The sequence below is a fragment of the Thioalkalivibrio versutus genome, from assembly GCF_001020955.1.
Lineage (GTDB): Bacteria > Pseudomonadota > Gammaproteobacteria > Ectothiorhodospirales > Ectothiorhodospiraceae > Thioalkalivibrio > Thioalkalivibrio versutus.
On the sequence record NZ_CP011367.1, the window covers coordinates 172,958 to 193,280 of the forward strand.

20 protein-coding genes are annotated in these 20,323 nt (G+C 67.4%); 11 read left to right on the plus strand and 9 right to left on the minus strand.

Annotation, left to right across the window (positions count from 1 at the left end; translation table 11 throughout):
• Genes TVD_RS00785 through TVD_RS00795 form a run of 3 tightly spaced genes read right to left on the minus strand, consistent with a single transcriptional unit; the run spans position 1 to position 3,109 of the window.
• The gene (locus TVD_RS00785) at positions 1-1,029 is read right to left on the minus strand and encodes an alpha-L-glutamate ligase-like protein (protein WP_047250551.1); all 1,029 of its coding nucleotides are present in this window, start codon (positions 1,027-1,029) and stop codon (positions 1-3) included.
• A complete protein-coding gene (locus tag TVD_RS00790) occupies positions 1,029-2,564 on the minus strand; it encodes an inactive transglutaminase family protein (protein WP_047250552.1) in 1,536 nt (511 codons plus the stop codon). Before TVD_RS00790 ends, TVD_RS00785 begins: the two co-directional genes overlap by 1 nt.
• A complete protein-coding gene (locus TVD_RS00795) occupies positions 2,561-3,109 on the minus strand; it encodes an ATP-dependent zinc protease family protein (RefSeq protein WP_042799103.1) in 549 nt (182 codons plus the stop codon). Before TVD_RS00795 ends, TVD_RS00790 begins: the two co-directional genes overlap by 4 nt.
• 117 nt (positions 3,110-3,226) lie before the next feature.
• On the opposite strand from TVD_RS00795, the gene ppsA reads away from it, so the two are divergent.
• The 4 genes from ppsA (at position 3,227) to TVD_RS00815 (ending at position 7,671) form a co-directional block, all read left to right on the plus strand.
• On the plus strand, positions 3,227-5,599 hold the full coding sequence (gene ppsA, locus TVD_RS00800; protein WP_047250554.1) for a phosphoenolpyruvate synthase: 2,373 nt from the start codon (positions 3,227-3,229) through the stop codon (positions 5,597-5,599).
• A complete protein-coding gene (locus TVD_RS00805) occupies positions 5,592-6,422 on the plus strand; it encodes a pyruvate, water dikinase regulatory protein (RefSeq protein WP_047250555.1) in 831 nt (276 codons plus the stop codon). Before ppsA ends, TVD_RS00805 begins: the two co-directional genes overlap by 8 nt.
• Positions 6,423-6,516: 94 nt before the next feature.
• A complete protein-coding gene (locus tag TVD_RS00810; RefSeq protein ID WP_024326861.1) occupies positions 6,517-7,080 on the plus strand; it encodes a YggT family protein in 564 nt (187 codons plus the stop codon).
• Between the two features lie 138 nt (positions 7,081-7,218).
• The gene (locus TVD_RS00815) at positions 7,219-7,671 is read left to right on the plus strand and encodes a DUF4426 domain-containing protein (protein WP_024326862.1); all 453 of its coding nucleotides are present in this window, start codon (positions 7,219-7,221) and stop codon (positions 7,669-7,671) included.
• A 49-nt stretch (positions 7,672-7,720) separates the two neighbouring features.
• Here the strand turns inward: TVD_RS00815 and TVD_RS00820 are convergent, their stop codons facing one another.
• Both TVD_RS00820 and TVD_RS00825 read right to left on the minus strand, forming a co-directional pair.
• Positions 7,721-8,383 (minus strand): sulfite exporter TauE/SafE family protein, encoded by a 663-nt coding sequence (locus tag TVD_RS00820; protein WP_024326863.1) that lies wholly within the window; start codon positions 8,381-8,383, stop codon positions 7,721-7,723.
• A gap of 26 nt (positions 8,384-8,409) precedes the next feature.
• Positions 8,410-8,883: a tellurite resistance TerB family protein gene (locus tag TVD_RS00825; RefSeq protein ID WP_024326864.1), complete on the minus strand. Its 474-nt coding sequence runs from the start codon at positions 8,881-8,883 to the stop codon at positions 8,410-8,412.
• Between the two features lie 52 nt (positions 8,884-8,935).
• Between TVD_RS00825 and TVD_RS00830 the strand changes: the two genes are divergently transcribed.
• The gene (locus TVD_RS00830; protein ID WP_024326865.1) at positions 8,936-9,577 is read left to right on the plus strand and encodes a 7-cyano-7-deazaguanine synthase; all 642 of its coding nucleotides are present in this window, start codon (positions 8,936-8,938) and stop codon (positions 9,575-9,577) included.
• Positions 9,574-9,813, plus strand: a complete 240-nt coding sequence (locus tag TVD_RS00835) for a hypothetical protein (RefSeq protein WP_024326866.1) — start codon at positions 9,574-9,576, stop codon at positions 9,811-9,813. Before TVD_RS00830 ends, TVD_RS00835 begins: the two co-directional genes overlap by 4 nt.
• On the opposite strand, the gene TVD_RS00840 is transcribed toward TVD_RS00835, so the two are convergent.
• Positions 9,806-10,549, minus strand: coding sequence for an HAD family hydrolase (locus tag TVD_RS00840; protein WP_047250556.1), 744 nt, complete (start codon positions 10,547-10,549; stop codon positions 9,806-9,808). The two genes, TVD_RS00835 and TVD_RS00840, sit on opposite strands and share 8 nt — an antisense overlap.
• Before the next feature lie 41 nt (positions 10,550-10,590).
• On the opposite strand from TVD_RS00840, the gene TVD_RS00845 reads away from it, so the two are divergent.
• The 3 genes from TVD_RS00845 to cysQ are packed head-to-tail and all read left to right on the plus strand — an operon-like array spanning position 10,591 to position 12,742.
• A complete protein-coding gene (locus TVD_RS00845; protein ID WP_024326868.1) occupies positions 10,591-11,295 on the plus strand; it encodes a hypothetical protein in 705 nt (234 codons plus the stop codon).
• A gap of 16 nt (positions 11,296-11,311) precedes the next feature.
• On the plus strand, positions 11,312-11,857 hold the full coding sequence (nudE, locus tag TVD_RS00850) for an ADP compounds hydrolase NudE (protein WP_024326869.1): 546 nt from the start codon (positions 11,312-11,314) through the stop codon (positions 11,855-11,857).
• A 51-nt stretch (positions 11,858-11,908) separates the two neighbouring features.
• Positions 11,909-12,742: a 3'(2'),5'-bisphosphate nucleotidase CysQ gene (cysQ, locus tag TVD_RS00855; protein ID WP_024326870.1), complete on the plus strand. Its 834-nt coding sequence runs from the start codon at positions 11,909-11,911 to the stop codon at positions 12,740-12,742.
• A 17-nt stretch (positions 12,743-12,759) separates the two neighbouring features.
• Here cysQ and TVD_RS00860 read toward each other — a convergent pair whose 3' ends face one another.
• From TVD_RS00860 to purH, 3 genes are read right to left on the minus strand one after another with little or no spacing between them, the layout of a single operon-like run.
• A complete protein-coding gene (locus TVD_RS00860) occupies positions 12,760-15,246 on the minus strand; it encodes a glycogen/starch/alpha-glucan phosphorylase (protein WP_047250557.1) in 2,487 nt (828 codons plus the stop codon).
• 43 nt (positions 15,247-15,289) lie between these two features.
• Positions 15,290-16,579 carry a phosphoribosylamine--glycine ligase gene (gene purD / locus TVD_RS00865; protein ID WP_024326872.1) on the minus strand — a complete coding sequence of 430 codons (1,290 nt, stop codon included), beginning with the start codon at positions 16,577-16,579 and terminating at the stop codon, positions 15,290-15,292.
• 7 nt (positions 16,580-16,586) lie between these two features.
• A complete protein-coding gene (gene purH / locus TVD_RS00870) occupies positions 16,587-18,152 on the minus strand; it encodes a bifunctional phosphoribosylaminoimidazolecarboxamide formyltransferase/IMP cyclohydrolase (RefSeq protein WP_047250558.1) in 1,566 nt (521 codons plus the stop codon).
• 492 nt (positions 18,153-18,644) lie between these two features.
• Here purH and TVD_RS00875 point away from each other — a divergent pair, with 492 nt between their 5' ends.
• Complete coding sequence (locus tag TVD_RS00875; protein ID WP_018169217.1) at positions 18,645-19,463, plus strand: glycine/sarcosine N-methyltransferase; 819 nt, start codon at positions 18,645-18,647, stop codon at positions 19,461-19,463.
• Positions 19,460-20,308, plus strand: a complete 849-nt coding sequence (locus TVD_RS00880) for a methyltransferase domain-containing protein (RefSeq protein WP_018938307.1) — start codon at positions 19,460-19,462, stop codon at positions 20,306-20,308. Before TVD_RS00875 ends, TVD_RS00880 begins: the two co-directional genes overlap by 4 nt.
• The last annotated feature ends 15 nt before the right edge of the window (positions 20,309-20,323 follow it).

Genomic DNA, 20,323 nt, shown 5'->3' on the forward strand with positions numbered 1-20,323 from the left:
TCAGGCGGGTTCGGCGGCGCGGGTGGTTTCGGTGTCGGGCTCGGTTGGATGGGTCGCCTCGGGGCGCGCGAAGACCTCGGCGGACCACCGGGCGCGTTCGGCGGCCGGCTCGATGTCGCGGGCCACCATGTGTGCATCCACCGCGAGGATGCGGTGGTCCAGGCCTTCGCCGTTGGCGATCTGGATGGCGAGCCCGGGCCGGGCGTTGAGCTCCAGGATCAGCGGCCCGCGGTCGGCGTCGATGACCACGTCCACCCCCAGGTAGCCGAGCTGACTCAGTTCAAAGCAGCCGGCGGCCAGTTCCATCAGCTCATCCCAGCCGGGAATCTGCAACCCGACGATGCTCTGCTCGCTGTCGGGGTGTTCGCGGCAGGGGTTGTTGTAGCGCACCCCGCCGATGGTGCGGCCGGAACCGAGGTCGATGCCCGTGCCGACCGCGCCCTGGTGCAGGTTGGCCTTGCCGTCCGAGTCCTGGGTCGGCAGGCGCATCATCGCCATCACCGGGTAGCCCCGGTAGACCACCGTGCGAATGTCGGGCACGCCGCGATGCGCGACGGCATCGAAGACCGAGGAAAAACGGACTCGCTGTTCGATCATCGCGACATCCGGGCGCCCGCCCAGGCTGTACATGCCGGAGAGGACGTTCGAGATGTGGTCGTCCAGCTCGCTCAGCTCCATGGCGCGGCCGCCGGCGCGCCGCGGGCGGTCGCCGCGCCAGCCTTCGATCACCAGGATGCCGTCGCCGGCGGCGCCATGCGCCGGCTTGATCACGAAGCCGTCTTCATACTCCCGCAGCTGGCGCCGCACGTCGCGGATCTGGCGGTGGGTGCGCACGACCCCGTAGAGGTCGGGTACGGACAGGCCGGCGTCCAGCGCCAGTTGCTTGGTCTGCAGCTTGTCGTCCACCCGCGGGTAGAAGCGCCGGGCGTTCCAGGCGGCGATATAACGGGCATTGCGGGCGTTCATACCCACGATGCCCTGCTCCTTCAGCAGCTTGGGGCGTACGAAGCGCGGCAGCCAGGCGGGCATCAGTCGGTCCTCCGCATCGCGTCCTGGATACGTCCGAAGCGGAACAGTTCGGTCAGGCGGTAGCCGGTGTAGCGCCCCAGCAGCAGGGTCACGGCCAGCAGCACCAGCAGCAGTTCCGGGAACACAAACAGGAGATGCTCCAGCTGGCGGTTGGCCATCAGGCCGTAAGCGGCGGCCGCGACCACCAGGCTGCCAATGCCCTGGGTGATGGCATCGGCGGGGCCGTGTTCCTCCCAGACCACCGACATGCGCTCGATGGTCATGGCGAGGATGACCATCGGGAACAGTGACAGCGCCAGGGCGCGCTCGAAGCCGAGCTGGTGCGACAGGATGCTGATCCCGAGCATGAGCATGATCACCACGCTGACCACTGCCGCCAGGCGCGGGACCAGTAGCAGTCTGAGGTGCTCGAGGTAGAAGCGCACCACGAGACCCAGCGACACGATCAGCGTGAACAGGATGATCCCGGCCAGCAGCAGGGTCTCGCGGAAGGACAGTGCGATCAGCACTGGCATGAAGGTGCCGAAGGTCTGTATCCCGATCACGTTGCGCAGGAACACGATGATCATCGCGCCCAACGGCACCATTAGCAGTACCCGGTAGGTGTTCTGTGTGCCCAGCGGCAGGTTCAGGGTGGAGAAGTCGAGGATGCGGGTGTCGAGGGTGTCGCCGAAGCGCTGGATGGTCGCGAGGGCGTCCTGGACTCCGCGCGATACCGCAAACCGCACCTCGGCATTCTCGCCGTTGGTGATCTCCAGCAGCGGGGCGTCGCCATGGGCCCAGACGACCACGTCGGACGGATATTCGATTTCGCCCGTCTCCGGGTCGATGGGCACCCAGCGCCGGGTATTGTGGACCTCCAGCCAGGTCTGCGGCTCGATATCCCTGCGCCCGTCAATCAGTCTCAGGGCGGTCACCTGTCGGGCCGGGATGCGGGCGGTGGCGAGGAGTTCGATCAGGGTCTCGGTGCGGCTTGCGCGGTCGTCGTCGCTCTCGATGAACACCGCGGCGTTCGACGACGGCGCGGCGTTGGCGAGGTCGTTGACCAGCACCGATGCGAAGCTCTGGATATTGGACGAACGGCTCCGAACGTCGTCAATCAGGGCGTCGGCGGCCGAGCGATAGGGCTCGGTCCAGTCGGGTACGGCCACCGGCCCGGGGTAGTCCGACTCCGAGCGGTCATTGCCGTCGCGGTAGAGCGTGGCGCGGTAGTACAGCACCTGTTCGCCCCGCGGTTGGCGCGTGGTCCAGTGTGCCAGGCGGTCTTCCGCCTGGGCGAGGGTGTTCAGCCCGTAGCCGCGCGAGACGAAGCCCTCGTCCAGGATCGAAAAGTTGGGCAGGCGGTGCGGGATGCGCAGTTCCACCGAGGCCGCGCCGCCGGTGGGCTGGTAGCGCACGCGCGCCTCCACCAGCCAGGTTTCGGCGGTGGCGTCCGGCTGCAGGGGCATCCCCAGCGCGCTGACCTTGTAGGCGAAGACCCCGAGCCCGATCGCGCTCAGCAGCACGATGAGGATCGGCAGGTGGAAGCGCCTCACTGGTCATCCGCCGGACAGTCCGGGGCGCGCAGATGTTCCTCCCCGGAGTCCACCAGGATGTGTCCGGCCATGTGGCTGCGCCCGATCAGGGTCTGGTAGGTGAGGGCCGTGCGGTCGATCAGGCTGGTGTCAGCGGTCAGCAGCCGGTCGCCGATGCAGAATTCCATGCGCACCACCGGGCGTTCCTGCGACTCGCCGCTGTGGCGGCGGATGCGCACGATGCGTTCGATCGGGCGTTCCAGGGTGATGCGCGCGTCCTCGTCGTCCGGATCGATGATCTCGAAGCGGATCCAGTCCTCGCCGTCCTTCTCGAAGCGTTCCTTGTTCAGCGCATTCAGGGACGAGGAGGTGGCGCCGGTATCCATGCGTGCCTCCAGCACAACGTCCTCCTCGACGATCTTCACGTTCTCCACCGCGCCCAGAATGGCCATGGAGGGACTCGACTCGTGCGCCATGGCGGATTGCGCGAGGAACACGAATCCAAGCAGCATGGTCGGCAGAAGGGATTGGGTTAAGCTGGGGCGACGGGCGGCTGGGGCAGTCACGCAGTCTCCTGAAGTTTACAAAACACGGAATGTTAGCTGATCACACTTGCCAGCCCCCGTTAAGGGGTTCACAAACTTCGGGAATGTTCAGGATTCCCGTGGAGTCCGGGAGTTGCCATGCGCTGGGTAGTCGATCTCGCCGATCTGACCATGAACGATGTCGCGAAGGTGGGCGGCAAGAATGCCTCCCTGGGCGAGCTGCTGGGGCAGCTGGGCGCGGCGGGGGTGCGTGTGCCGGGCGGGTTCGCCACCACCGCGGATGCCTATCGCGCGTTGCTGGCGAAGGATGGTCTGGACGAACAGATCAAGGCGCGCCTGACGGATCTCGATATCGACGACATCGAGGCCCTGCGGGCGGCCGGTCGCGAGGTGCGCGGCTGGATCGAGCAGGCCGAACTGCCGGGCGAGCTGGAACAGGCGGTACGCGAGCATTACGCGCAGCTGGGCGATGACGTGCCGGTCGCCGTGCGTTCGTCGGCCACCGCCGAGGACCTGCCCGAGGCCTCGTTCGCCGGGCAGCAGGAGACCTTCCTCAACGTGCGCGGCATCGACCCCCTGTTGCAGCGCTTGCGCGAGTGTTTCGCCAGCCTCTACAACGACCGCGCCATTGCCTACCGCGTGCACAACGGCTTTGCGCACGACGAGGTCGCGCTGTCGGCCGGTATCCAGCGCATGGTGCGCTCGGATGTCGGCGCCAGCGGCGTAATCTTTACCCTGGATACCGAGAGCGGCTTCCGCGACGCGGTGTTCATTACCGGGGCCTGGGGCCTCGGCGAGACGGTGGTGCAGGGCGCGGTGAATCCCGATGAATACCAGGTCTACAAGCCCGCGCTGGCAGCCGGCAAGCGCGCCATTATCGGTCGTACGCTGGGCACCAAGGCCGTGCGCATGGTGCTCACCGAGGATGGCACCCACACCGAGGACACCCCCGAGGACCTGCGCCAGCGCTTCTGCCTGTCGGATGCCGATGCCGAGCAGCTCGGGCGCTACGCGGTGGCCATCGAGCAGCACTACGACCGGCCGATGGACATCGAGTGGGCGCAGGATGGCGAGACCGGCGAGTTGTTCATTGTCCAGGCCCGCCCGGAGACCGTAGAGAGCCGGGTCGAGCTGGGCGCGGGCGCGCGCTACGAACTGGCGCCGCACAAAGCCGAGCCGCTGGTCACCGGCCGGGCGATCGGCTCGAAGGTGGGGGCCGGTATCGTGCGCGTGCTGGATTCGCCGGATGCGATGCACACCATGAAGGAAGGCGACATTCTGGTCGCGGACATGACCGACCCCGACTGGGAGCCGGTGATGAAGCGCTCGGCCGCGATCGTGACCAATCGTGGAGGACGCACCTGCCACGCGGCGATCATCGCCCGCGAGATGGGCATCCCGGCGGTGGTGGGTTGTGGCGATGCCACCGAGGTGCTCTCCGATGGCATGGAGGCGACTGTCTCCTGCGCCGAGGGGGATGACGGCCACGTGTACCCCGGCACGCTGGAGTACACGGTCAAAAAGACCGATATCGGCGAATTGCCGGAGCTGCCGGTCAAGCTGATGCTGAATGTGGCCAACCCCGGGCGGGCCTACGCCTTTTCGCAACTGCCACACGCGGGGATCGGTCTGGCCCGGCTGGAGTTCATCATTAACGGCACCATCGGCGTGCACCCGCTGGCGCTGCTGGATTATGCCGAGGACCCGAACCGCCTCGAGCCCGAGGTGCAGGAGCAGATTGCCGAACGCCTGCGCGGCTTTGACGACGGCCCGCGCGAGTTCTTCGTACGCAAGCTGTCCGAGGGCATCGCGACGCTGGCTGCGGCCTTCGCGCCGGAGCCGGTGATCGTGCGCCTGTCGGACTTCAAGTCCAACGAGTACGCCCACCTGCTCGGCGGCGTCGGGTACGAACCGCAGGAAGAGAACCCGATGCTGGGCTTTCGCGGGGCCTCGCGCTATCGCTCGGAGACCTTCCGCCCGGCGTTCGCGATGGAGTGCGAGGCATTGCGCCGGGTGCGCGACGACATGGGGCTGGACAACGTGCAGGTCATGGTCCCGTTCGTGCGCACCCTCGCCGAGGCCGAGGACGTGATCCGGGTGCTGGGCGAGGAAGGCCTGCGGCGCGGCGAGAACGGTCTGAAGGTCGTAATGATGTGCGAGATCCCGTCCAATGCGCTGCTGGCCGCGCGCTTTCTCGAGCACTTCGACGGGTTCTCCATCGGCTCCAACGACCTGACCCAGCTGACCCTGGGGGTCGACCGCGATTCGGGCCTGGTGGCGGATTCCTTCGACGAGCGCAACGATGCCGTCAAGGCGCTGCTGAGCATGGCGATCCGGGCGGCCCGGCGGGCCGGCAAGTACGTCGGGATCTGTGGTCAGGCCCCCTCCGACTATCCGGAGCTGGCGGTCTGGCTGATGAACGAGGGCATCGAGTCGCTTTCACTGAACCCCGATTCGCTGCTGTCCACCTGGGAGCAGCTCGCTCGGGTGCGGGATTCCGGCGATGACTGAGGCCGTCGTCACGTGCCCGCAGGTCTACCTGGTCTCGGACGGGACCGGGATCACCGCGGAGACGCTGGCGCGTTCGCTGTTTACCCAGTTTACGGGGGTCGACCCCGCGTGGCACCGCCTGCCCTTCGTGCAGACCCCCGGCCGCCTGGCCGGCGTGTTCGCCCGGGCCGCAGCCGGTCCCCAGCCCGCTCTGGTCGTGGCGACCCTGGCCAACGCCGATCTGCGGGCCGATCTGCGGCACAGCCCGGTGCCGGTGATCGATGTGTTCGGCGAGCAGGTGGAACGGCTGGAGAACCTCCTGGGGGTGACGGCGCAGTCGGTGTCCGGGCGCGCCCACGGCATGGGCGACGTCACCCGCTACGACCGGCGCATCGAGGCCCTGAACTACACCCTCGCCCATGACGATGGCCTGGCGATCCAGGATCTGTCGGTGGCCGACGTGGTGTTGCTGGGGGCCTCGCGTTCCGGCAAGACGCCCACCAGCCTCTACCTGGCCATGAACTACGGGTTGTTCGCGGCGAACTACCCGCTGGTACCGGAGGACCTGCGCCAGGGCGACATCCCGCACATGCCCGAGGGGCTGCGCGGCCTGGGCGGGCGCCTGGTGGGACTCACGATCACGCCCCAGCGCCTGGCGCAGATCCGCGAGGGCCGGCGGCCGGACAGCCGCTACGCCAGTCTGGCCCAGTGCCGGGCCGAGTGCGTGGCGATCCAGGAGTTCTTCGACATCTGGCGTATCCCGCATCTGGATGTGACCGAGCTGTCGATCGAGGAGATCGCTACCCGGGTGCGCGACTGCATGGACGCCCGCCCCGGCGCCTGAGGGCACGGGACGCGGCCGGCCGCGTCGCGGCTTGGCATCCCGCCGGGCTTGCCGGAGAATGGGCGGCTGACCCGCCGCACTCCAAGGAGCCCGCATGCCCGCCGCCGGAACCGGACAAGAGATCGCCATCTTTCTCGTCAGCGTTGTCTTCGGGATCTACATCATCCTGCTGATCCTGCGCACGATCTTCGGCCTGGTGCGGGCCGACTACTACAACCCGATCTCGCAGACCATCGTGATGCTCACCGACCCGCCGTTGAGGGTGCTGCGGCCCGTGATCCCGTCGGTCGGGCGCGTCGACCTGGCCGCGATTGTGCTGATGATCGTGCTCAAGTTCATCGAGATCTGGCTGCGCGTGCTCATCGTGGGCGTGGATGTCGGGGTCGGGCTTATCCTCGCCGTGACGATCCGCGAACTACTGACCACGGTGATCTGGGTGTTCATCATCGCGTTGATCGTGGAGGTGGTGATGAGCTGGATCCAGGCTGGGGGTGGCGGCGCCGCCAACAACCCCATCATGCGTCTGGCCGGGGCGGTGAACCGCCCCATCCTTGGCCCGCTGCGCCGGGCCCTGCCCAACACCGGTGCGATCGATTTTTCGCCAATGATCGCCCTGGTCGGGCTTTATATCCTGCTGATTATCGTGCGCTCTTTCTGAGCCCCGTCCGCGCCGCCGGCGCGGCCGGTCGTTTCCCCCGTTTCATCGGACGCAAAAGCGGCTAGACTCGAAGACAGGGGTGCCTGGGTGTGTGCCGCCGCAGGGCCCCGCTTTCCCAACCAGGCAAAGGAGTCATCCATGGCAAGAGTGCATCGGGTCATTTCCGGCTTTCTCGTCGCGTTGGCGGCGGTCGCTCTCGGCAGCTCGATTGCATCCGCCAACGAGGCGGAGTTCGACAATTACGTCGTCCACTACAACGTGATCAATACCACCTTCCTGTCCCCGGAGGTCGCGCGGGCCTACGACGTGCGGCGCAGTTCCAACCGGGCGATGGTCAACGTCAGCGTCATGGAGCGTGGTGACAACGGCCTGCAGGCGGTGTCCGCCGAGGTGACGGGGTCGGCCACCAACCTGAACGACCAGATGCGCAACCTGCGTTTCCGCGAGATCCAGGACGGTGATGCGATCTACTTCCTCTCCGAGGTGACGGTGCGCAGCGGAGAGACCCTCGAATTTGCGATCGATGTCGCCCCGGCGGGCAGTGAACGCGTGCTGCCGGTACGCTTCTCGCGCGACTTTTTCGTGGACTGAGCGCGCTTCGAATCCCTGTAACGGAAGCCCCGTCCGAGCGGGCGGGGCATCACATGAACACGCTCAGCAGCATCCACGCGCCATACATGGCGACCCCGCCGCCGGCGACCCGGCGGACCCAGGGGCGGCGCACGAAGGCCGCCAGCCGCGCGGCGAAGACCCCCATCAGCAGCAGGTTCGGCAGTGTGCCCAGGGCGAAGGCGCCCATCAGGGCGGCGCCTTCCAGCGCTCCGCCGGCGCCGAGGGACCAGGCCAGCACGCTGTAGACCAGTCCGCAGGGCAGCCAGCCCCACAGGCCGCCGACCATCAGCGCCTGGCCCGCGTGACGCACCGGCAGAAAGCGACGCCCCAGTGGCTCGATGCGGCGCCAAAGCACCCCGCCGGCCTGTTCCAGGCGGGCCAGGACCGGCCACCAGCCGGCAAGATAGAACCCCAGCAGGATCAGGAATATCGCGGCAAAGCCCTGAAGGATCGCCTGGCCGGCCGGCAATCCGCCGAGGAGACTCGCCCCCAGCCAGCCGGCCAGCGCCCCGGCGATGACGTAGCTCGCCATGCGCCCGAGGTTGTAGGCCAGCAGCAGATCCAGGCCCGGCCCGCGCCGGTCGTGGCCCATGGAAATCGCACCGACGATGCCGCCACACATCCCCAGGCAGTGAACCCCGCCGAGGATACCCACGGCGAGGGCGGCCAGCAGGGTGCCCGGGTCACCCATCCGTGGTGCCCTTCAGGCCGCCGTGCCTAGCTGGGGTCGGCCGCATCGCCCAGGACCTCGTGCTTGGTTCGGATGAAGGTGGAATGGGGCACGTAGAGCAGATCCGCCAGATGCCGGATCACGGCCTCCTGGCGCTTGTGCAGGTCACGATTGGCCCACGCGGCGCGCCACAGGGCGCGCATGATGTCGGCCTTCTGCGCGGCGTCGAAGGCGGCGTTCACTTCGCGCACCATCGGGTGGATGGAGATCAGTTCGTCGCTTTCCTCCCGGGCGATCTCCAGCATCGCATTGGCGGTGTCGGCATCCAGCCGGAACAGGTCGACCAGGCTGGCGCGTACCGACTCGAGTTCCTCCGCGTGCAGCTGGAAGTCGGCCCGGCAGACCTCCATGATCAGCGCCGCGGCGGCGCGCTGCAGGCGCTCCCCGGGGTCGCCCTCGGCGCGGTCGCTGCGTTCGGCGCCGAGCAGGCGCTGCCAGTGGCTGCGTAGTTGTTCGATCACGTCTTGGTCTCCGTGGTGTTGCGCTGCGCGGGGCATTGCGTATGGTGCCCGAATGGAACCTGTCCGGCCCGAATCCCCCGATCTGCTCCTGCTCTCCGGCGGCATCGAAAGCAGCGCCTTGCTGGCGCAGCGGCATGCCGCCGGCCAGTCCATGCGCGCCGTCTGGGTCGACTACGGGCAGCGCAATGCCGCGCGCGAATGGACCGCGGTGGAGCACCTGTCGGCGGTCTACGGTTGTGCCCCCATCGCGCTGGATCTCCAGTCCCTGCGCACGGCCTTCACCCGCCGCAACGACTGGGTCGGGCACGTGCCGCTGCCCCAGCGCAATCTGCTGGTGCTGGCGCTGGCGGTCAACCTGGCCGCGCATCACCGGGCCGGACGCATCCTGCTGGCCTTGAATCGCGAGGACCAGGGGCACGGTCCGGGCTCGCAGCCCGGGTTCGTGCAGCAGGTCTCGACGCTGGCGACGACCCTGGTGCCGGGGCTGCGGGTCGAGGCGCCGCTGATCGGGCAGTCCAAGGCGGAGATCATCGCGGCGACGGATCCGCTGGGGATCGACTGGGGCCGCACCTGGAGCTGCCTTCTGGCACAATCCCGCCAGTGCGGGCGCTGTCCGCAGTGCAAGGCCCGGCGGGCCGCGTTCGCCGCGGCCGGCATCCCCGACCCGACCGACTACCGCGAAGCGCCCCGATGACCGATTCCGCCATTCCCCGTCATGTGTCCGAACGCCTGGAGATCGCCATCCTCACTGGCGAGACCCTGCAACTCAATTGGGCCGAGCCGGCTTCCAGCCAGGCATGGTGGGGCAAGGTGACCCCGCGCGAGCTGCGCGAGGCGGACGGGTATCACTGGCTAGACGGCGAGTGCGAGGGGCGGCCGGTGCAGATCCGTCTGGATCTGATCCGCAACCTGCCGACCCCGGTCAAGTAGCCGCCGGACCCCCTCCCGCCGTGCCGCTCGTCGCGGGCAGGCTGGGCAGCAGGTTCGCGAGCGACTCCAGCAGCAGGAATTCCTCGGAACGCACGGGTTCGCCGCGCTCGTCCGGGTAGCGCATACCGCGCAACTCGGTGATCCCCGCCGTGGCGGCGCTGGCCAGCGCCAGCAGGTTGTCGTCCACCAGCAGGGTCCGCGCGGGATCGTACGGCGCGACCCGCTGCAAACGTTCCCAGAACGCGGCATCTTCCTTGGCGCAGTCGAGGTCGTGGGCGGAGACGATGGTGTCCAGGCGGTCACCGATACGGGTGAGCTGGTGCTTGAAGGCGTAGACCTGCGGGTGGGCGTTGGTGACCAGCACCCGCCGCCGGCCCGCCATTTGCAAGGCATCGAGGACCTGATCGGCATGCGGTTTCAGAGCGATGTGATGGGCCAGTTCGCGCTTCAGTCCGAGGATGTCGAGGCCGGTGAAGCGGGTCCAGTGGTCCACGCAGTACCATTCCAGCTTGCCGCGTACCCGCTGCATCTCGTCCTCCAGCCGGCGGCGCGCGCATTCCGGGTCGTCCGGGTGGCAGCGGATGTACTCCTGCGGGATCAGCTCGCGCCAGAAGCGGTTGTCGAAGTGCAGGTCCAGCAGCGTACCGTCCATGTCGAACAGAACGGTGTCGATTCGGGCCCAGTCCACCGCGAGTGCGGGGGTGTGCGGATTTTTTTCGGGATCTTGCAGGTCCACAGCTGACGGCAACATGAAAGAGGGTGATGACGATGACCCCCATGGTACCCCAATCGCGGTTTCTGCCCGCGCCCTTGTTCCTCGCGCTCCTGACCCTGCCACTGGCGGCGCAGGGGATGGACCCTGGCGACCCGGACTACGATCCGCTGGAGGATGATTCCCTGTGGGGCGAGACGGTCTCCCCGGACCAGACCCAGACCACCAGTCCGGAGCTGACCTTCCTGCTGGAGGAACCGGACCGGACCCCGCATCACCACCAGAACCAGATCCGCATCACGCAGTCCTCGCTGGAGGATGGCTGGGCCGATCTGCGCCAGTGCCACAACGACGTGGCGGCCATTCGGCGCATGGTCATTGTGTACAATGAAGCCGTCATCGACGAGCTTCAGGTCGAGTCCACCCGCAACATCGAATCCGCGCGCGCCGAAGGCGATCGCGTGGACCTGCGCGGGGTGCAAGAGGACGCCGAAGTCTGCGTGACGGCGCGCATGAAGATCGTCGAAGACGAGGGGGACGGCGTCTATCGCCTGGAGAACGGGCCGTTCGTGCGCCGCTTCCTGGATGGCTACTTCCCGATGCGCGTCACCATGGCCGTGAGCTGGGGCGATCTTGACCTGCGTCTGGCGGAGACCGATCCGGCCGACCAGGAGGGGTTCGAGGTGGTCACCTCCGATCATGGCTTCATGTTCGACACCCTGTTCGAGGGCGAACTGCGTACTCTGGTGCGGCTACGCAACAGCCACTGACCGCCCGGGAGGGCGCATGAGCCGAGACAAACCGGATGTCCAGGGGCGGCGCACGGTCGCCACCAGCCGCCTGTTCGAGGTGGAGGAACTGGACCTCGAATTCAGCAACGGCGCGCGCACCTGCTTCGAGCGCCTGGTCAGTCGCGGCCACGGGGCGGTGATCATCGCTCCGGTGCAGACCGACCGGACCGTCCTGTTGATCCGTGAATACGCCGCCGGCACCCACCGCTACGAGCTGGGCCTGCCCAAGGGACGCATGGAGGCGGGCGAGGACATCCTCGCCGCCGCCAATCGCGAGATCATGGAGGAGGTCGGCCACGCCGGGCATCGCCTGACCCATCTGGGCGCGCTGACCGTCGCACCCGGCTACATGGCTCACCAGACCCACCTGGTGCTGGCCGAGGACCTGTATCCGCGGACCGCGGAAGGTGACGAGCCGGAGGCGCTCGAGGTGGTACCCTGGTCGCTGGATCGCCTCACCGAGCTGGTCGCCCGCGAGGACCTGACCGAGGCGCGCTCCATCGCCGCGCTGTACATGGTGCGCGATTACCTCGACGCTTGAGCGCAACCCTGCCAAGCTAGACGGAACGTTCCGGGAAAACGGGAGTTCCCCATGCATGCTCCGCCGAAGGATTCGGCTCTTACTGCCCTGATGCACGAGGTGGCTGCGCTGGCCGACCTGGCCGGCCATGCGATCCTCGAGCTCTACGAGACGCGCTTTGCGGTCACCGAAAAGGCCGATCATTCGCCGCTCACCGAGGCCGACCTGGCTGCCCACCGAATCCTTGCCAATGGGCTGGCCGACATCGACCCCGATTGGCCCGTGTTGTCGGAGGAGGGGCAGGACGTGCCCTTCGAGCGCCGTCGCCAGTGGCAGACCTACTGGTTGATCGATCCCCTCGACGGCACCCGCGAGTTCGTCAAACGCAGCGGCGAATTTACCGTGAACGTGGCCTTGATCCACAACCACGAGCCGGTGCTGGGCGTCGTCTGGTGCCCGGTGCTCAAGCGCCTGTACGCCGGTCATCGCGACGGCGTGGCGATCCGGCGTGACGAGGATCAGCCCCCGCGGGATATCGCGGTGGCGCGCGAGCGCATCGGGACGGAGCACCCGCTGGTGGCCGGCAGTCGTTCGCACGGCGCGGAGCGGCTCAAGGTCGTGCTGGAGCGGCTGGGGCCCCACGACCTGGTCAGCATGGGCAGCTCCATGAAGCTGTGCCTGGTGGCCGAGGGGGCGGCCGACATCTATCCGCGTCTGGGCCCCACCAGCGAATGGGACACCGCCGCGGCCCATGCCGTGGTAAAGGCCGCGGGCGGACGGGTGGTCGACCTCAACGGCGAGGATCTGCGCTACAACACGCGCGAGAGCCTGCTGAACCCGGAGTTCCTGGTGTGCGCGGGCAACCCCGACGCCTGGCTCCGGCGCCTGGGGCTTCCGGACACCTGAAGCCCGGCCCGCGCGCGTCAGGCGGCGCCGTTGGTGCGCGAGGGTGCCACCGGTTCCGGGATGATGTCCCAGATCTGGTTGGCGTAATCGCGCACCGTGCGGTCGATGGAGAAGTACCCCATGCGCGCGACGTTCAGGATAGCCGCCTCGGCCCACGCGGTGCGGTCGGCGTACAGGGTGTCCGCGCGTTCGCAGGCCTCGGTGTAGGCCGCATAGTCGGCGATCACGAAGAAGGGATCCTCGTGGCGCAGGTACCGGCCGAGGTCGCCATGGGTTCCCGGGTCGTCGCAGGTAAAGAACCCCGATTCGATCATCTCCACGGCGGCGGCCAGGTTGGGCTGCTGCGCCAGAATCGCCTCGGGGTTCGGGCCGTTACGGCGATGTTCGACCACCTCGTCGGCGGTCATGCCGAAGATGAAGATGGACTCCTCGCCGACCGCATCGCGGATCTCGATGTTGGCGCCGTCCAGGGTGCCGATGGTCAGCGCGCCGTTCAGCGCGAGCTTCATGTTGCCGGTGCCGGAGGCCTCGAACCCGGCGGTCGAGATCTGTTCGGAGACATCCGCGGCCGGGATGATGATGCTGGCCGAGCTGACCTCGTAGTTGGGGAAGAACACGCACTTCAGGCGGTCGCCCACGGCCGGGTCGTGGTTCACGATGTCGGCCACCTCGTTGATCACCTGGATGATGCCCTTCGCCCGGGCATACCCCGGCGCCGCCTTGCCGCCGAACAGGACCACGCGCGGCGCGACGTCCTCGCCGGCGCGGATGCGGCGGTAGAGATCCACCACGTGCAGGAGCTTCAGCAGCTGGCGCTTGTACTCGTGGATGCGCTTGATCTGCACGTCGAACATCACGTCCGGGTTCAGTTCCACGCCGGTGCGTTCGCGCACCAGGTTCGCCAGGCGCACCTTGTTGGCGCGCTTCACGTCCAGGAAGGCCTTCTGCAGGTCGGCGTCATGGGCATAGGGCTCAAGGGCGCGCAGGCGGTCGAGGTCGTACTGCCAGTCGTTGCCGATGCGCTGGCCCAGGAGCTCGGTGAGTGCCGGGTTGGCCTGGATCATCCACAGGCGCGGGGTCACGCCGTTGGTGACGTTGACGAAGCGTTCCGGCCACAGGTTGTAGAAGTCCTCGAACAGGGTCTCCTGCAGCAACTGGGTGTGCAGCGCCGCCACGCCGTTGACGCGGTGTGACCCGACCACCGCCAGATGGGCCATGCGCACGCGCCGGCCGTTTTGCTCGTCGATAATGGACAGCCGCGCCAGACGGTCGTTGTCGCCCGGATAGCGGTGGCGTACCTGTTCCAGGAAGTCGTGGTTGATCTGATAGATGATGCCCATATGGCGGGGCAGCACGCGCTCCATCAGCTCCACCGGCCAGGTCTCCAGGGCCTCGGGCATCAGGGTGTGGTTGGTGTAGGCAAAGGTGCGCCGGGCGAGGTCCCAGGCGCGGTCCCAGGACAGTTCGTGGCAGTCCACCAGCAGGCGCATCAGTTCCGCCACCGCGATGGCCGGGTGGGTGTCGTTCAGCTGGATCGCGACCTTGTCGGGCAGGGCATCCAGGTTGTAACCCAGCGCCAGGTGGCGATCCAGGATGTCCTGCAGCGAGGCGGAGACGAAGAAGTACTCCTGTTTCAGCCGCAGTTCCTTGCCGATCGCGGTGGCGTCGTTCGGGTACAGGACCATCGAGATGGTCTCCGACTCGGCCTTGTCCGCCACCGCGCGGATGTAGTCACCCTCGTTGAAGTAACGCAGGTCGAAGTCGCGGGTGGCCTTGGCCGCCCACAGGCGCAGATTGTTCACGTTGCGCCGGCCGTAGCCCGCCGTCGGGTAGTCGTAGGCCATGGCCAGGACTTCTTCGCCATTTTCCCAGGTGTAGCGGGTCTCGCCTCTGGGATGGTGGTGCTCGACCACGTGGCCGTAGAAATGGATCGGGTACTTGCGGTCCGAGCGCGGGAACTCCCACGGGTTGCCGTAGCGCAGCCAGTTGTCCGGGTGCTCGACCTGGTGGTAGGGCTCGAATTCCTGCCGGAACATGCCGAATTCGTAGCGGATGCCGTAGCCGTAGCCGGGGTAGCCCTGGGTCGCCAGCGATTCCAGGATGCAGGCGGCCAGGCGTCCCAGGCCGCCGTTGCCCAGGGCCGCGTCGTCCTCGAGATCGAGGATGGTGTCCAGGTTGACGCCGAGATCGGCCATCGCCTGGCGGGCCGGCTCGAGGATGCCCATGTTGCGCAGGTTCGCCTCGAGCATGCGCCCGATCAGGTATTCCATCGACAGGTAGTAGACGCGCTTGACGTCCTCGTCGGCGAACTGCCGGCGGGTCAGTAGACGACGCTCCACCATGCGCTCGCGGATGGCAAAGGCCAGCGCCTCCATCCAGTCGCGTTCGGTGGCCTGGCGCGGGTCCTCGCCGACCACGCGGACCACGGCATCGCGGATGGATTGCCGCAGGCCCTCCACGTCGTTGGGGAGATTGGGCAGGTGAGTCACTTCGGGGGCGGCCATCAAGGCGTCTCCAGAAAAGAGGTGAGGGGCCGCCGCTTCGGGTTTATCCCTCGCGAGCGACGGCGCGATAGCCGATATCTGTCCGGCAGTATATATCGTTGAAGTGGATTCGTTGCACGGCCGCGTAGGCCTTTGCCTGCGCGCTCCTGACGTCCGCCCCGAGACCGACTACGCAGAGCACGCGGCCGCCGGCGGTCACGACCCGGCCCTCGCTGTCGATGGCGGTTCCGGCGTGGAACACATGGGCGTCGGGGTCGGCCTCGACGGCTTCCAGGCCGTTGATCACGTCGCCCTTGCGGTACTCGCCGGGGTAGCCACCGGCGGCCAGGACCACGCCCAGGGCGACCCGAGGGTCCCACTCTGCCCGGGCCTTGTCGAGGCGGCCGTCGAGCGCGGCCTCCACCAGTTCGGTGAGGTCGGAGTCCAGGCGGCTCAGGATCGGCTGGGTCTCCGGGTCGCCGAAGCGGCAGTTGAACTCCAGTACCTTCGGATGGCCCGCGGCGTCGATCATCACGCCGGCATAGAGAAAGCCGGTATAGCGCTCGCCGTCCAAGGCCATGCCCCGCACGGTCGGCTCGATGACCTCGCGCAGGATGCGCTCGTGGAGGTGGTCGGTCACCACCGGGGCCGGGGAGTAGGCGCCCATGCCGCCGGTGTTGGGGCCCTGATCACCGTTGTCACGCGCCTTGTGGTCCTGCGAGGAGGCCAGGGGCAGTACGTGCTCGCCGTCCACCATGCAGATGAAGCTGGCCTCTTCCCCGGTCAGGAATTCCTCGATCACGACCCGGTTGCCGGCCGCGCCAAACGCGTTACCGGCCAGCATGTCGTGCACCGCGGCGCGCGCCTCGTCCTCCGTCTGCGCGAGGATCACGCCCTTGCCGGCGGCGAGGCCGTCGGCCTTGACCACGATGGGCGCGCCGTGGGCGGCGATGAACTCCAGCGCCGCCGTTTCGTCCTCGAAGCTGCCGTAGGCGGCGGTCGGGATGCCGTGGCGCTGCATGAAGTCCTTGGCGAAGGACTTCGAGCCCTCCAGCTGTGCGGCCCGGGCAGAGGGGCCGAAGCAGCGCCGGCCCGCGGCGCGGAACGCATCCACCACGCCGGCCACCAGCGGGGCCTCGGGCCCGACCACGGTAAAGTCGACGGCCTCGCGCTCCGCCAGCGCCAGCAGCGCGTCGATGTCGGTCACGCCGACCTCGACGTTCTCGCACTTGGCCTCGCGCGCGGTGCCTGCGTTGCCCGGCGCCACCAGCACGCGTTCGATGCGCGGGGACTGCGCCAGCTTCCAGGCCAGCGCGTGCTCGCGTCCGCCGTTGCCGATTACCAGTACGTTCATCAGGACCTCAGTGACGGAAGTGGCGCATGCCGGTGAACAGCATGGCGATGTCGTGCTCGTTGGCCGCGTCGATGACCTCCTGGTCGCGCATCGAGCCGCCCGGCTGGATCACCGCGGTGATGCCGGCCTCGGCGGCGGCATCGATGCCGTCACGGAACGGGAAGAAGGCATCCGAGGCCATCACCGAGCCGGCCACCTGCAGGCCCTCGTCGGCGGCCTTGATGCCGGCGATGCGGGCGGAGTACACGCGGCTCATCTGCCCGGCCCCGACCCCGATGGTCTGTTCGTCGCGGGCGTAGACGATCGCGTTGGACTTCACGTACTTGCCCACCTGCCAGGCGAAGCAGAGGTCCTTCATCTCCTGTTCGGAGGGCGCGCGCGCGGTCACGGTCTTCAGCTCCACATCGGCCAGGCTGCCGTGATCGGCATCCTGTACCAGGAGCCCGCCGCCGATGCGCTTGTAGTCGAGGCCGGGACCGACACCCGCCGGCGGGATCTCCAGCACGCGAACATTCTTCTTGGTGGCCAGCGCGCGCAGGGCGCCCGGCGTGATCTCGGGGGCGATGACCACCTCGACGAACTGGCGGCTGACGATCGCGTGCGCGGTGTCGCCGTCCAGCGGGCGGTTGAAGGCAATGATGCCGCCGAAGGCGGAGGTCGGGTCGGTCTGGAAGGCGCGTTCGTAGGCCATCAGCTGGGTCGGGGCAACGGCCACGCCGCAGGGGTTGGCGTGCTTGACGATCACGCAGGCCCCGGACTCGAACTGGCGCACGCACTCCCAGGCGGCATCGGCATCCGCCAGGTTGTTGTAGGACAGCGATTTGCCCTGATGCTGGTGGTAGCTGGCCAGGGTGCCGGGGGTGGGCTGCGGGTCGCGGTAGAACGCGGCGCGCTGGTGCGGGTTCTCGCCGTAGCGCAGGGTCTCCACCCGCTCGAAGGTGGCGTTCAGTTGCCCGGGGAAGGGCGCCGTCTCGCCATCCTCGTCCAGGCCCGACAGGTAGTTGCTGATCGCGGCATCGTAGCGTGCCACGTGATCGAAGGCCGCCACCGCCAGACGGAAGCGCAGCGACGGCGGGACCTCGCCCTGGTCGCCGATGGCCGCGGCGATCTCGCTGTACTGGTCGGGGCTGGTGGCCACGGCCACGTCGCGGTAGTTTTTGGCCGCCGCGCGCAGCATGGCCGGGCCGCCGATGTCGATGTTTTCGATGGCGTCCTCAAGGCTGCAGCCGGGACGGGCCACTGCTGCCTCGAACGGGTAGAGATTGACGACCAGCAGGTCGATCGGCGGGATGTCCTGCTCGGCCATCACCGCGGAGTCGATGTCGCGCCGGCCCAGCAGCCCGCCGTGGATGCGCGGGTGCAGGGTCTTGACCCGGCCATCCATGATCTCGGGGAAGCCCGTGTGCGCGGAAACCTCGATGACCGGAAGGTTGTTTTCGGCCAGCAGGCGGGCGGTCCCGCCGGTGGACAGAAGCTCGACGCCGCGTTCATGCAGGGCGCGGGCGAGCTCCACGACGCCGGTCTTCTCGGAGACCGACAAAAGGGCGCGCTGGATAGGGCGGCTGGGGGTCATGCGGGACCTCGGGATCGCTGCAAAACGACCATTATATCGAACGCGCGGCCCGGATGGATCGGCATTCGGCGTCGCGAAGCCGAGGTCGCCAGACGGGCCCTCAGCTTGTAATTTTTGCGCAAAACCTTCAGGGTATAAAAACGATTTCGGACACAACGCCCGCGTTCAGACGCATCGCGCGGCGCCGTAAACGATCCCCGAGCCAGGCGGGATGGGCCCGCCAGACCACGGCTCGGCATCCGGGTACCGATTGCCCTCCGGATGTGCAGGAAGAACCGGCCAGGCCGGTGTCGGGTGCTGCGAACAACGCACCCGGCGCATTGATACCCGAACACCGGGCGGCACCCGCCTGGCTCGATCGGGCTGCTGGCGAGACCGCCGTGTGATGCGGAGGTCGCGGTTTACTGCGTTTGCGGGGTGTTGTGCCGACGGATCGGCCCAGAGGCCGGCCCGGTCACGCTTACAACAGCAGCAAAGCCAAGAGGAACCAGCATGGCAGCGAATATCAAGAATGATCAGGACTTCGGCGAAAAGCCGACCGAACGTCGCGATACCGAGAACTATCTCAACGAGTACACCACCGGCTTCGTCGACAAGTGGGATGACCTGATCGACTGGGACAACCGCGCCAAGAGCGAAGGCACCTTCTTCATCGAAGAACTGAAGAAGCGCGGCGCCAAGCGCGTGCTCGACGTCGCCGCCGGCACCGGCTTCCATTCCGTGCAGTTGCGTGAAGCGGGCTTTGACGTGGTGACCGCCGACGGCGCCCCCGAGATGCTCGTCAAGGCCTTCGAGAATGGTCGCAAGCGGGGTCACATCCTGCGCACCGTGCAGGCCGACTGGCGCATGCTGAATCGCGACATCTACGGCCGCTACGACGCCGTCGTCTGCCTGGGCAACTCGTTTACCCACCTGTTCAATGAACACGACCGCCGCAAGGCCCTGGCCGAGTTCTACTCCGCCCTGAACCACGATGGCGTGCTGATCCTCGACCAGCGCAACTACGACACCATCATGGACCACGGTTACTCGTCCAAGCACACCTACTACTACTGCGGCGACAACGTCCAGGTGCAGCCGGCCCACGTTGACGAAGGCCTGGCGCGCTTCCAGTACAAGTTCCCGGATGGTTCCGAGTACTTCCTGAACATGTTCCCGCTGCGCAAGGCCTATGTCCGCCGCCTGATGCGCGAGGTCGGTTTCCAGAAGATCGAGACCTACGGGGACTTCCAGGAGACCTATCGCGAGAGTGATCCGGACTTCTTCATCCACGTGGCCGACAAGCGTTATATCGAGGGCGAGGAACGATGAGCGAGAACTACTCCGACGTAGTCGAAACCGCTCGCGACTACTACAACAGCGAGGACGCCGACACCTTCTACAAGATGGTGTGGGGCGGTGAAGACCTCCATATCGGGCTGTACGAGTACAAGGACGAGCCGATCGGCGACGCCAGCCGTCGCACGGTCGCGCACATGTCCGACCTCCTGGGCGAGCCGCAGCCGGAATGGCGCGTGCTCGACATGGGCGCCGGCTACGGCGGTGTCGCCCGCTACCTGGTGGAAAACTACGGTTGCGATGTCACCGCGCTGAACCTGTCCGAGAAGGAAAACGAGCGCGATCGCGAGATCAACAAGGCGCGCCACCTCGACGACAAGATCACCGTGGTCGATGGCTCCTTCGAGAAGGTCGACGAGCCGGACGCGTCCTATGACGTTGTCTGGTCCGAGGACTCCTTCCTGCACAGCCAGAACGAGGCAAAGAAAAAGGTGATCCAGGAGGCCGCGCGCGTCCTGAAGCCGGGTGGCTGGCTGATCTTCACCGATCCGATGCAGACCGACGATTGCCCGGATGGCGTGCTGGACCCGATTCTGGCCCGTATCCACCTGGATTCGCTGGCGAGCCCGGCGCTGTACCGCGAGGCGGCCAAGGCGGCCGGCCTGGAAGAGGTCAGCTTCGAGGAACACTCCAGCCAGATCTCGACCCATTACGGTCGCGTGAAGCAGGAGCTCGAGTCCCGCGAGGACGAGTTGAAGAACTACATCTCGCAGGACTACATCGACCGCATGAAGCAGGGCCTGCAGCACTGGGTCGATGGCGGCAACTCGGGCTACCTGACCTGGGGCATCTTCCGCTTCCGCAAGCCGGCCCGCTAGGCCGCGCGCGAGGGG